At 68.2% G+C, this 12630-nt stretch carries 12 protein-coding genes; 5 read left to right on the top strand and 7 right to left on the bottom strand.

Annotation, left to right across the window (positions count from 1 at the left end):
- Positions 1–537 precede the first annotated feature (537 nt).
- The gene (locus tag J3P31_RS20595) at positions 538–1515 is read left to right on the top strand and encodes a single-stranded-DNA-specific exonuclease RecJ family protein (protein ID WP_210530412.1); all 978 of its coding nucleotides are present in this window, start codon (positions 538–540) and stop codon (positions 1513–1515) included.
- Positions 1512–2672 carry a UV DNA damage repair endonuclease UvsE gene (gene uvsE / locus J3P31_RS20600; protein WP_210530413.1) on the top strand — a complete coding sequence of 387 codons (1161 nt, stop codon included), beginning with the start codon at positions 1512–1514 and terminating at the stop codon, positions 2670–2672. The genes J3P31_RS20595 and uvsE overlap by 4 nt, the downstream gene beginning before the upstream one ends.
- A 1-nt stretch (position 2673) precedes the next feature.
- Here uvsE and J3P31_RS20605 read toward each other — a convergent pair whose 3' ends face one another.
- Entirely contained in the window at positions 2674–3666 is a 993-nt protein-coding gene (locus J3P31_RS20605; protein WP_210530414.1) for an aldo/keto reductase, read from the bottom strand.
- Between the two features lie 154 nt (positions 3667–3820).
- Between J3P31_RS20605 and J3P31_RS20610 the strand changes: the two genes are divergently transcribed.
- From J3P31_RS20610 to J3P31_RS20620, 3 genes are all read left to right on the top strand, one after another.
- A complete protein-coding gene (locus J3P31_RS20610) occupies positions 3821–4492 on the top strand; it encodes a TerC family protein (protein WP_246849727.1) in 672 nt (223 codons plus the stop codon).
- Between the two features lie 65 nt (positions 4493–4557).
- The gene (gene mch / locus J3P31_RS20615; protein ID WP_210530416.1) at positions 4558–5541 is read left to right on the top strand and encodes a methenyltetrahydromethanopterin cyclohydrolase; all 984 of its coding nucleotides are present in this window, start codon (positions 4558–4560) and stop codon (positions 5539–5541) included.
- Between the two features lie 280 nt (positions 5542–5821).
- Positions 5822–7201, top strand: coding sequence for a glycoside hydrolase 5 family protein (locus J3P31_RS20620; RefSeq protein ID WP_210530417.1), 1380 nt, complete (start codon positions 5822–5824; stop codon positions 7199–7201).
- Between the two features lie 28 nt (positions 7202–7229).
- On the opposite strand, the gene J3P31_RS20625 is transcribed toward J3P31_RS20620, so the two are convergent.
- From J3P31_RS20625 to J3P31_RS20650, 6 genes are all read right to left on the bottom strand, one after another.
- Positions 7230–7808 (bottom strand): potassium channel family protein, encoded by a 579-nt coding sequence (locus J3P31_RS20625; protein WP_210530418.1) that lies wholly within the window; start codon positions 7806–7808, stop codon positions 7230–7232.
- A gap of 148 nt (positions 7809–7956) precedes the next feature.
- Positions 7957–8712 carry an SDR family oxidoreductase gene (locus tag J3P31_RS20630; RefSeq protein WP_210530419.1) on the bottom strand — a complete coding sequence of 252 codons (756 nt, stop codon included), beginning with the start codon at positions 8710–8712 and terminating at the stop codon, positions 7957–7959.
- A 14-nt stretch (positions 8713–8726) separates the two neighbouring features.
- Positions 8727–9569: an SDR family oxidoreductase gene (locus tag J3P31_RS20635; protein WP_246849726.1), complete on the bottom strand. Its 843-nt coding sequence runs from the start codon at positions 9567–9569 to the stop codon at positions 8727–8729.
- Positions 9570–9766: 197 nt separating this feature from the next.
- A complete protein-coding gene (locus tag J3P31_RS20640) occupies positions 9767–10519 on the bottom strand; it encodes an ATP-binding cassette domain-containing protein (protein ID WP_210530445.1) in 753 nt (250 codons plus the stop codon).
- Position 10520: 1 nt separating this feature from the next.
- A complete protein-coding gene (locus tag J3P31_RS20645; protein ID WP_210530420.1) occupies positions 10521–11585 on the bottom strand; it encodes an ABC transporter permease subunit in 1065 nt (354 codons plus the stop codon).
- 51 nt (positions 11586–11636) lie between these two features.
- Positions 11637–12623: an ABC transporter substrate-binding protein gene (locus J3P31_RS20650; protein WP_210530421.1), complete on the bottom strand. Its 987-nt coding sequence runs from the start codon at positions 12621–12623 to the stop codon at positions 11637–11639.
- Between the last annotated feature and the right edge of the window lie 7 nt (positions 12624–12630).

Consider the following 12630-nt stretch of genomic DNA (forward strand, 5'->3'; position numbering starts at 1 on the left):
CCAGGCAACCCCCAGCCGCTCACCCCTCCAACAAGGTCCCGTCCAGCCCGCCAACCCCGCTTCCGCGCCGCCAGCGTCCGACCGTGGAGGCAGCTTCTAGACAGAGATTCGCAAGAGTGGAAGACCTATTCGAGCCAACCTGCGCTTTCCCTGTCGTCAGCCTCCCCGCTTGAACCCTGCCAAGCGGCGTGGACAACCTATCTGGGAAGCCGCTCCTTGGGGTTCAAGACCCTGGAACAGAGAAAGACGGCCAGGGTCCATTAGGCCCGACCTCAGAAGTGCGGGATAAGTATTCCTGCGATCCGGCGGGCGTCAGGACAAACGAAGTCACCGCGTCGGCTGGCATCCTCGGGCTTCTCTGGCGGGTCACGGGACCGAAAGGTTCCCATCTGGAGGCGGAATCATAGGGGGCACCCGACGTGAACCAGAAGGGGTCATGGCTCGTTGTGGAGCGTGTCGAGCAATTTGTCCCCTTCCCCCGCCCATGTAGGCCCGATGTTCAGATCGGCCCTGGACCACATGGTTCAGGATCGTCCCGTGCTAGTGGTCGCGCATTTCGATGCCGACGGGCTTTCGGCCGCGGCAGTCCTAGCGAGAAGTCTCCGCGCCGCTGGACGGTCCGTCGATGTCCGGATCACGGGGAAAGGTGAGTCGCCTTGGGCGCCCGAGTTCAGGCGCGAGTTGGAGCAGAGCGTTCCAGCCGGGCTCCTGGTCACGGACCTCGGCGTCCGCGCGGCGGAAATCCTGCCCGGAACGCCGACCGTGCTGATCGACCACCATGTTCCCTCCGGCATCCCGGCCAACTCGACCGTCGTGTCCGGGAACGGGTGGAAGCCGGAACCGACGTCGGCCCTGCTCGCGTACTGGTGCGCCCAGGCGGTCGGCCCGGCGGACGACCTTCTTTGGCTGGCGGCCATGGGGCTGGTTGGAGACATGGCCGATGATGCGGGCTTTCCCGAGCTTGCCGAAGCGCAGGCCCGCTACGGCAAGACCGCGATCCGCGATGCCGTGTCGCTGATCAACGCGCCACGGCGGACCGCTCGTGGGGACCCTACGGCAGCGCTGGCGCTCCTGCTCCGTTGCGATTCGCCCAAGGACCTCCTCAAGGGCGGCCATCCAGAAACCGCGGAACTCCACGCCGCCAAGGCCGAGGTCGCAGCCGCGGTGGAGGCCGCCAGACGAATTGCACCCAAGGTGCGGGGCGATGTGGCTTTGATCCGCTTCCACACCGCCTGCCAGATCCATCCGCTCATCGCCCAGCAATGGCGGGGCCGGTTGAAGGACAAGATCGTGATCGCCGCGAACACCGGCTACCGCGAAGGCTGGGTCCACTTCGCCGCGCGCACCGCCGCCGGCACCGACCTAATCGCCTTCCTCGCCGCTCATCGCCCTCCCGGCGCGGGTGATGAGTATGGCAATGGCCACGTCCAGGCGACCGGCGGGGCACTGCGCCCGAAGGACTGGAACGCCTTCATCGCCGGAATCGGCTTTCCCGAGGAACAGGTGCCCACATGACCGATCGTCCCCTCAGGCTCGGCTTTCCCGTCAAGGTGATGGGCCGCCCCGACCTCAAGAGCAACGACACCCGCGGCTGGCGCAAGGAGCCGCACCTCAAGACCTCGCTCGAATACGTGGACGCGATCCTCGACTACCTCGTGAAGGTCGAGATCGACATGTACCGGATGTCCTCGGACCTCGCGCCCTACGCCACGCACCCCGACATGCCGCAGTTCCACAACATGGTGGCCGAGAGCGACGCCGAACTGGCCGCCTTCGGCAGGAAGGCGCGCGAGCTCGACATCCGGCTGTCGTTCCATCCGTCGCAGTTCGTCCTTCTCAACAGTCCCGACCCGGAGCTGACGCGAAAGAGCATCTGGGACCTGTCCTCCCAGGCCGAGATGCTGGACCGCATGGGCCTTGGTCCCGAGGCGGTGATGGTGACCCATGTGGGCGGCGTCTACGGCGACCGGGAGGAAAGCCGCGCCCGCTGGATCGACGGCTACAACCAGTGCCCCGAGCATGTGCGGCGGCGCCTCGTGCTGGAGAATGACGACATCCGCTTTTCCGCCGCCGACGTGCTCTGGATCCATGACCGCTGCGGCGTGCGCTGCGTCTTCGACTACCAGCACTACTGGTGCCTGAACCCCGAAGGGCTGGAGCTTCGCCCGACCTTCGAGCGGTTCATCCGGTCCTGGCCCGAGGGCGTGCGGCCCAAGATGCACTTCTCTTCGCCGCGCACCGAGATGCGGGAGGTCAAGCGCAAGGTCACCGACAAGGACCGCGAAGCGATCAAGGCGGGCAAGGACCTCAAGGGCCTCGCGGCGCCGATCAAAGCCACGTCGCGCATCAAGACCGTCCTCGTGCCGCCGATCTGGACCGGGCACGCCGACTTCACGAACCCCTTCGAGTTCGCGACCTTCATGCGGATGGCCGAAGGGCTGGATTTCGACGTCATGCTCGAGAGCAAGACCAAGGACCTTTCCCTCCTCAAGCTCAAGACGGACCTGCTCCGCTACGCCCCGGACGTGGCGGCGCGCTTTGGCACCGGGCCTGACGACGCCCGCGAGATGGCCGAGGTCGAGCGGATGCTCGACACGGGCGTGGAGGCCGAGGAAGAGGCTGACGTGGACGAGGGCGGCCTGTCGGCCACCCCCGAGCAGGCCCGCGCCTGACTTACCAGAGCTGGTGCACGTGGGGCGCGATGCGCGAGCGGTAGATCTCGCGCACGACCTCCATGGTGCCCTCGTCGAGGGGCGGCAACTGCCCCGCCGCGGCGTTGGACCGGGCCTGATCGGCGTTCTTGGCCCCGGGGATCACCACCGACACGGCGTCCTCCATCAGGCACCAGCGCAGCGCCACCCGAGCCATCGGCACGTCGCCCGGCAGCGCCGCCCGCACGGCCTCCACCGCGTCGAGCGCGATGTTGAAGGGGACGCCCGAGAAGGTCTCGCCCTTGTCGAAGGCCGCGCCCTCGCGGTTAAAGGCCCGGTGGTCGTCGGCGGCGAATTGCGAGTCGCGCGACATCTTGCCGCTCAGCAACCCCGAGGCCAGCGGCACCCGCGCGATCACCGCCACATGCTTCTTCAGGGCCTGGGGGAAGAACAGCTCGGCCGGGCGCTGGCGGAACATGTTCCAGATGATCTGGACCGACACGACGCCCGGGAACTCGATGGCCTTGAGCGCCTCCTCAACCTTTTCGACCGACACGCCGTAGTGCCGGATCTTGCCCGCTGCCGCGAGGTCGTCGAGGATGTGGAACACCTCGGGCATGTAGTAGACAGGCGTCGGCGGGCAGTGGAGCTGCACGAGATCCAGCGTATCCACGCCGAGGTTCTGCAGGCTCCGGTTGACGAAAGCCGTCAGATTTTCGCGGTTGTAGCCTTCGGCCACATGCGGGTTGAGCCGCCGCCCGGCCTTGGTCGCCACGATCGGACGTTCGCCGCCACGCTCCTTCAGGACCTCGCGGATGATCCGTTCCGACCGCCCGTCCCCGTACACGTCGGCCGTGTCGATGAAGTTCACCCCGTTATCCAGAGCCGCATGAAGCGCGGCGCGGGCGTCCTGCTCGGACACCTCGCCCCAGGTGCCGCCGATGGCCCAGGCGCCGAAGCCGATCCCTGCCACCTGCCATCCTGTCCGGCCGAAGTCCCGTGTCACCATCGTCATCGCGCGCCTCCCTGACCAGCCGGTCCCCAGGGCCGGCAGTCCCATCCATGCCAAGCCCATGGGAGAGGGGCAACCCGCGAGCCGCCCTTGCCGGGGTTGTGGTCCGCACCGAAGTATGATGCACCCGACGCGGTCCCGCAGTCAGAGGAGCAGCATGGAAATCCTAACCTACCCGGGCCTCATGGCCCTTCTCCAGGTAGTGGCCATCGACCTCGTCCTGGCGGGCGACAACGCCGTGGTGATCGGCCTGGCCGCCGCCGGCCTCCCGCGCGATCAGCGGAACCGGGCCATCCTGGTCGGCATCCTTGCCGCGACCGTGCTGCGCATCTTCTTCGCGGCGATCACCACCCAGCTCCTGGCACTGACAGGGCTTCTCCTCGCCGGCGGCATCCTGCTGCTCTGGGTGTGCTGGAAGATGTGGCGCGAGCTGCGGGAAGGCCACGACGTCGAGGAGCAGGCCGCGACCGAGGCCCTCGCCGGGGAGGACCTGAATGCCGACGGGCGCGTGGCGGGCGGCGCCCCGCGCAAGACCTTCGCCCAGGCGGCGACGCAGATCGTCGTGGCCGATGTGTCCATGTCGCTCGACAACGTGCTTGCGGTGGCGGGCGCGGCACGCGACCACTTCACGGTCCTGATCATCGGGCTCGTGCTGTCGATCGCGCTGATGGGCCTGGCCTCGACCTTCATCGCGCGGCTGATCGGCCGATACCGCTGGATCGCCTATGTCGGTCTTCTCATCATCCTTTACGTGGCTCTCAAGATGATCTGGGAGGGCTGGCACGAAGTGGAGGCCGACGTCCTGACCTTCGTGAGCGCAAGCCTCTGACCCGGCGTCCCGCCGCCTGATCTCAGGCGGTGGAACCAGATGGCGGGGCCGGTCGTCCCTCCGGCATGGATCTTCAGGCCACCCCCTCTGCCCGCCTTTCGCTGAACGCGAGGGCGGGCGAACTTGCCGACGTGATGATACGGGACGCCGCCCGACTCCGGGTCGGCTTAGCCCGCAGCCCCCAGGGCGCCACGTTCATCGACTGCGGGCACCGCCATCCGGGCAGCCACGAAGCGGGACTCCGCCTTGCCGCGATCTGCATGGGCGGGCTGGCCGAGGCGTCTCTGGTGCCGTCCCGCTCGGGCCCGCTGCCCTGGACGGTCATGGTACGAACCAGTCAACCCTGGCTGGCATGTCTGGCGAGCCAGTACGCCGGATGGCACCTCGATGGCCCTCACGGCCTGCCGCTGATGGGGTCCGGCCCAGCGCGCGTGCTGGCGCGGCGCGAGAGCCTGTTCGACGAGATCACTCACCGTGAAGACCCCGGTCGCGCTGTCCTCGTGCTGGAGGGCGAGGTGCCCCCAACCCCCAGGCTGGCCCAGGACGCAGCCGAGGCCTGCGGCGTGACGCCGGAGCGGATGACCGTGCTCCACGCCCGGACGGGCAGTCTGGCGGGCATGGTCCAGATTGCCGCGCGGGTCCTCGAATGCGCCGTGCAGAAGGCGCGGCTGATGGGCTTCGACCTGTCCCGCCTGTCTGACGCCATCGGGACCGCACCCGTTGGGGTAGTCCATCCGGACACCCGGATCGCCATGGGGCGAGCGAACGACGCCATCATCTACGGCGGACAGGTGCATCTGTTCGTCACCGGGCCAGCGCGGTCCGCGAAGGAGCTAGCCGAAGGCCTGCCCAGTCGCACCTCGGCCGACTGGGGCCAGGGCTTCTCCGACGTCTACGACGCGGCCGGCCATGATTTCGCCCGGATCGACGGCGGCTTCTTCAGCCCCGCCGAAGTCGCGGTGACGGCCCTGGACAGCGGCGATACCTTCCGTGCAGGCACGAGCGATCCCGCCCGCCTGAGCGGCGCCACCGGAGCACCGTCCCCCTGATCCCGCGGACTCGCACGTGCTGCCTGACCGGCTGCGCACGTTGGGGCCGTCGCCCGGTCCGCACGGGCAATCCATGACCCGCCGTCCACCTTGAACTCTGCTTTCGTCCAGCCAAGTAGCTGCCCGGACCGGACCCGAACAGGGCAGCGGAGGAGGACACGCCATCGCCAACGACCTGACCAAGTTCACCCCGCCTGTCCGGCAGGACGGGCGTGACCGGACCGATCTCCCCTGGGTCGAGGCCGCGCCAGGCGCGCCCTACTTCGTGACGGAGTCCGGCGTGCCCTGGACGCCCATCGGGCAGAATGATGCGATCACCTGGCCCGAGCTCGAGGGTCTCTTCCGCCGCAAGGACCTGCCGGCAGTGGATCGCCACCTGTCGTGGCTGGCGTCGAACGGGGTCACCTGCCTGCGTCTGATGCTCGAATACACCCATGGCGAGAACCGCTATCTCGAAAAACCGGTGGGTCATTTCCAGCCCAACATGGTCCGGCTCTGGGACGACATGTTCGACCTCTGCGCCAGGCATGGGCTCCGGCTGCTCCTGACGCCGTTCGACACGTTCTGGCTCTGGCTTCGCTGGAGCAAGCACCCCTACAACAAAGCGAATGGCGGGCCCTGCCCCCGTCGCGGCAACATCCTGACGGACCGCGCGACACTGGATGCGATCAAGCGGCGCATGACCTTCGTGGTCGAGCGCTGGGGCGGGAGCGGTGTGATCTTCGCGTGGGACCTTTGGAACGAGATGCACCCGGCCCAGATGGGGGACAGCGCCGAGGGCTTTGCCGTCGTGGCGACCGAGCTGAGCGACCATGTCCGGACGCTCGAGTTGCGCCTCTTCGGCCGGAGCCACCTCCAGACGGTCTCGCTCTTCGGACCGATCCTGTATTCGCATCCCGGGGTCGCGGACACGATCTTCCGCCATCCCGGCCTCGATTTCGCCAGCACGCACCTCTATGCCGAAGGCACCATCGACCACCCGCGCAATACGGTGGACCCGGCCATCGCCGTCGGGGACCTTGTGAGGGAAGCCGTGGGGCACACGCCGCCCGACCGGCCCTACTTCGACAGCGAGCATGGGCCGATCCACCTGTTCAAGGACAAGAAGAAGACCCTTCCCGAGCCCTTTGACGATGAATACTTCCGCCATATCCAGTGGGCCCATGTCGCATCGGGCGGCGCGGGTGGCGGGATGCGTTGGCCCAACCGTCATCCTCATGTGCTGACGAAAGGAATGCGACACGCGCAACGCGTGCTGTCCGGCTTTCTACCGTTGGTCGATTGGTCCCGCTTCCGCCGCCGCAACATCAGCGCCGAAACCATCGTCTCCAACCCGGCCGTGCGGGCCTTCGCCTGCGCCGATGACGAACAGGCCGTGGTCTGGTTGCTGCGGACAGATAGCCTGGACCGGAAGGGGATGCTCGATCCCACTGCCACTCCGTTGGCGGCTCGCATCGACCTCCCGGGACTCCGGGCCGGCACCTACGACATCATGCCCTGGGACACGCGAAAGGGCGGCCTCATGGGGCGGCAGTCCGCCGAAGTCCGGGATGGCCGCCTGTCGTTCGAGCTGCCCGCCCTCGTGACCGATGTCGCCCTCGCGGTCCGGAGGCAGGGATCGCGGTCCCCGGATCCGTGCGGGACGCCTCCGCGGGCGTGAGCGGTAGGCCCCGCAAACCGCCCCGGCGTCAGTGCGCGGGATCCGGCTCCTGAGACGTCCCGGACTGGGCAGCTGCCATCTCGAGAGCACTGCGTGGTTCCTCGGCTCCGGCCTCGACCCTCGGCTCATGCCGGGGGAAGCGGGCCGCGCGCGGCGGCCGCTGCGTCTCATTCCCTTCCGGGTCGTGCATCGGCCAATACCGCTCCATCACCAGATAGGTGAAGGAGGCCGACCAGCCGATCAGAAGCAGGCCGTTCAGCGCCTCGACCCCCGCAATGAGACGGGCATGTCCCACGGGGACATGGTCCCCGAAGCCCAGGGATGTGTAGGTCACCACCGAGAAGTAGAGGCAGTCGAGCAGCCCGCTCACCGGGACTCCGGCGAAGCTCGGCACATTCAGGACAACCGCCAGGAGCCAGTAGGCGGCCGCGTAGGTCCAGACGGCGACGGTGTGCGCGGCAAAGGACGCCAGGACGACGGCGAGGATCCGCGCCCGCGGTGGCACGGGCAGGTCGGCCAGATGGCTGGAGGTCAGCCGCAGCGCCTCGTAGAAGATGAGGACCGTCGCCACCACGAGGACGACGGAGGCGGCCATTGCGGCGATCATGGTTCACCCTTGTCTGTCGCGCATCGATGGAACCATCAAGGCCGTGCCAAGCCAAGGCGCATCCGCCGCGCGCACGCAGTTGCGATCACGTCCTGCATCCTCCGCGCCGCACCGCCGGGTATCAGGCGCGTACGAACCTGCGGCATGGCTACAGCGAGGCTGTCACTCCGCCATCGACATAGAGCGTATGCCCGTTGACGAACGAAGCCGCCTCGGAGGCCAGGAACACGCAGGCGCCCGCGATCTCCTCGGCGTGGCCCCATCGCCCCGCCGGGGTGCGCTTGATCAGCCAGTCGTTGAAGGCAGGATCGTCGATGAGCGCCGCATTGAGCGGCGTCTCGATGTAGCCCGGTGCGATCGCGTTGCAGTTCAGGCCGTGGCGGGCCCAATCCGTGGCCATGCCTTTGGTCAGGTTCACGACCGCGCCCTTGGTGGCCGTGTAGGGGGCGATGGACGGACGCGCCAGGACGGCGTTCACCGAAGCGATGTTGATGATCTTGCCCCGGCCCCGCCCGATCATGTGACGAGCGCAGGCCTGCCCGACGTTGAAGACGCTGGCGATATTGGTGCGCAGCAGCCGCTCGAAGTCGTCGGAGGGAAACTCGTCCAGCGGCGCGCGATGCTGCACGCCCGCATTGTTGACGAGGATGTCGATCGGCCCATGCGCCTCCTCGTGGCCATCCACTGCGGCACGGGCGGCGGCGTGGTCGGTCACGTCGAACGGCAGGATGCCGGCCCCGGGCACGGCCTCGGCGGCGCGGGCGAGCTTCTCGCGGTCCCGTCCATTCAGGAGCACCATGGCCCCCGCCTGGGCCAGGCCCTGCGCCAGGGCAAGGCCGATCCCCTGCGAGGAGCCGGTGATGAGCGCCCGCCGCCCGGTGAGGTCGAAAAGAGAGGTCGCCAACGAAGTCTCCTCGGTCAGATCGTGATGCCGCCGTCGATGTTCAGCGCCTGCCCGGTCATGAAGCGCCCGTCATCCGAGGCGAGGAACGCGCAAAGACCGGCGATCTCCTCGGGCTCGCCCAGCCGCCCCGAGGGCTGGCGGTCCAGGAAGACCTTGCGGGCCGCTTCAAGGCTGCCCATCGTCTCGGCCAAGGCAGCGATGCGGCCCCGCAGGGATGGGCTGTCCACGGTGCCCGGGCAGACGGCGTTAAAGCGGATCCCGGCCTGCAGGTAGTCGGCGGCGCAGGCCTTGATGAGGCCGATGACTCCGGCCTTGGCCGCGCCATAGGCCGCCCGGTTCGGGAACCCCTTGGTCGAGGACGCGACAGAGGCGATGGCTGTGACGCTGCCACCCTGCGGCTTGATCCGTGGCACGACGGCCCGGATCACGACATAGGCGCTGTCCAACGTGATGCTCATGCTCCGGCGCCAATCCTCGGGCGTGCAGTCCTCGATGCTTCCGTGGTGGACGTAGCCCACGGCGTGCACAAGGGCGTCCACGTGGGCAAAGCGGCTGACCCAGGCCTCGACCTGCTCCGGTTTCGTGGCATCGACCTCGGCGACCGAAGCGACGGCCAACCCCTCAAGGAGCCGCCCGTCGAGGTCGGAGGCATGGACCTCGGCGCCATCGCGGGCGAGCCGCTCGGCCACCGCCCGCCCGATCCCCTGCCCCGCTGCGGTCACCAGGGCAATGCGCCCGGCCAAAGTTCCCTGTCCTGTCATGGTGTTCACCCTGATATCGAACGTGAGCTCGCCGCCCCAGAGCACCTGCCCATGGACCAAGCCGGATGCAGAGGCGCGACGGGCGCGACCGTCCATCGCTTTGTCGGGAAAGGCCCTTCCGCCCGGGCCAGCGACGCAGGAAGACAAGGCATCCCGGCATGGCGTCCTCCTCCGTAAGGCGCCCGGCCCTGAGTTTCGGGTCCGGTGCGACACCCGCCGGAATCGGCCACGGGATCCCCTGCGTCGCCTGGTCGATCGGTTCAGGCCATCCCTTGGACCGGCTGGCACCCGGATCAGCCGCCGACCATCAGGCGCACGACCTCCTCGTGCGTCGTTTCGGAAATGCGCCGTTCGCCCGCCTGAACGCCCCGCCTCAGGACGATGATGCGGTCCGAGACCGCAAAGATGTCCTGGAGATTATGGGAGATGAAGATCACCCCGCGGCCCTGCGCCTTGAGCTGATGGATGAGCGAGATGACCTTACGCTGCTCGGGCACGCCCAAGGCCGCGGTCGGCTCGTCCATGATGAGCACGCGGGCGTTCCAGTAGACGGCGCGCCCGATGGCGACCGCCTGCCGCTGACCGCCCGAGAAGTTGGAGACCGGCGCGTCCATGCGCTTCACGTGGAAGTCGAGAAGGGCCATCGTCTCGCGCGCGGCCTCGGCCATCTTGCGGCGGTCGAGGACCGGAAGGAAGCCCAGCGCCTTCCGCATGGGCTCCCGCCCCAGGAAGATGTTGGCGCCGATGGTCAGGTTGTCGGCCAGAGCGAGATCCTGGTAGATCGTTTCGATCCCACGCTCCCGCGCTTCCTGCGGGGACGCGAAGGCGACGCGCTGGCCGTCGAGGAGGATCTCGCCCCCGGTCGGCCGAAAGACGCCCGAGAGCGCCTTGATCAGCGTCGTCTTTCCCGCACCATTGTCGCCGGCCAGGGCCACCACCTCGCCCGCGCGGAGGGTCATGGACAGGTCCCTGAGCGCCTGGACGGGACCGAACTGCTTGCTCAGGTGGCGGACCTCGAGGAGCGGCACCTCGGGCGGACGGCTCATGTCATTCACTCTGGCGTCCTCCGGCAAAGGAGCGTTGGGCCTGGTCGATGAGGACCGAGATGATGATGACCACGCCGACGGAAATGAATTGCCAGAACGGCTTCACGTTCACGAACACGAGCCCGTACTGGATCACGGCGATTACGAAGGCGCCCGCCACGGTGCCCAGGATCGTGCCCGATCCCCCGAACAGCGATGCGCCGCCGATCACCACCGCGGCCACGCAGTCGAGGAGCAGAGGCTCGCCCGCCTGGGCTGCGCCGGCACTGAAACGGGCGGTGTAGAGCACGCCGGCCAGCCCGGCGCAGGCGCCCGACAGGATGTACAGCCGGAGGAGGTGGCCCTTGATGTCGATGCCGGCCCGGCGCGCCGCCTGCACGTTCGCGCCCACGGCGTAGTTGTGCTGGCCAAAGCGGGTCTGGCTCAGGAGATAGTGCATCAGCAGGACGAACAGGGCGGTGATCAGGACCACCCAGGGCACGCCCCAGATCCGCCCGTTGCCGAGCGCGGCCAGCCCTCCGTTGGTGACGGGCACGGTCGTGCCTCCCGCGAGGAGGAAGGCCACGCCCCGCGCGACGCCGAACATGCCCAGGGTGCCGATGAAGGGCGGCACCTTCAGGCGCGACACGAGGAGGCCGTTCACCGCGCCCGGCACGCAGGCCACAAGGATGCCCGCCAGAAAGCCGAGCAGCACGGCGAAGGGCGCGGACATGAGAGGGTTGGCCCAGCCGACGACATGGGCCGAGACGACGGCGGCCAGGCCCATGATGAACCCGAGCGAAAGGTCGATCCCGCCCGAGATGATGACGAACGTCTGCCCCGTCGCCAGCAGCAGGGGGGCGACGGCGAAGATCGCGATGGACTGGAGGTTGTAGGCGTTGACGACGAAGGTTCCGCCGTAGGCCACGCGGGCCCAGACCTCGAAGGCGAGCACAAGGGCCGCGAGGAACAGCCAGGCCCTGAGGCTGGCGATCCGCTGGAGCAGCGTCAGCCCGGCGGCGTCGTGGTCCGCCGGGGGCGCGACATGGACGGGTCCGGCCGTGTCGATGGATGGATCGGAGGTCATGCACGCGTCCCTTCAAGGGGGCCCGCCGGGGCGACGGGCCCGGGCCGGAGGTCAGTCGCTGTAGATGAACTTGGCCACGTTCGGGTCGGCGACGTTGGCCTTGTCGATCACCGTGAAGCCGGTGCCGATGGCGGTCGGGATCGACTGCCCGGTCAGATGGGCATAAGCGGCGACGACGCCGAAGTAGCCGATCTCGGCCGGGTGCTGGGCGATCGCGACGTCCACGAGGCCGGTGTTGATGTTGTCCACGATCGACGTGGGCGCATCGAAGGCCACGACTCGGATGTTCCCGGTCTGCCCGGACTGCTGCACGCCGTTCGCCGCGCCCAGCGCCGAGAAGAGGTTCGCCCCGAACACCCCCTTGAGGTTCGGATTTCGCGCGAAGACGGCCTGAAGCTGGGAGGCCGCGTTGTTCGCGTCGTTCTCGTTGAACTGGGTTTCGAGGACCTCGATGTTGGGATGGCTTTCCGCCATCTCGGCCTTGAAGCCTTCCTCGCGCTGGTCGGTGGTCGAGATGCCGGGGTTCACGTTGGACACGTAGACCTGGCCCGCGTCCCCGATGGCTTGCGCCAGCGCGCGGGCTGCCATCCGGCCACCCATGACGTTGTCCGAGGCGATGTAGGACAGCGGGAAGTCCGCGTCGCCCGATCCGGTCTGGTACTGGCCGGTGCCGATGAAGGTGTCCACGGTGATGACCGGGATCCCAGCGCCCTGCGCGCGACGCAGGGGCTCGATCAGCTGGGTCTTGTCGGTGGGCGCGATCAGGATGGCGCTCGGCTGCCGTGCGATGACGGCATCAAGGACCGGCACCTGGGTCACCGGGTTGAAGTCCGCGGCGCCCTGGAACACCAGCTCGACGCCAAGGGCATCCGCCGCCGCCTGGGCGCCGCGGTGCATCGTGATGTAGAAGGCGTCCGTGGTCAGGCCCGGGATCAGGGCAATGGTGTATTTCTGATCCTGCGCCTGGGCGACGCGGGGCAAGACTCCGGCGGCGAGCGCAGCCGTCGCGGCAGCGCCCAGAAGGGTGCGGCGGTCCATCGTATCT

The organism is Rubellimicrobium arenae, assembly GCF_017916275.1.
GTDB lineage: Bacteria > Pseudomonadota > Alphaproteobacteria > Rhodobacterales > Rhodobacteraceae > Rubellimicrobium > Rubellimicrobium arenae.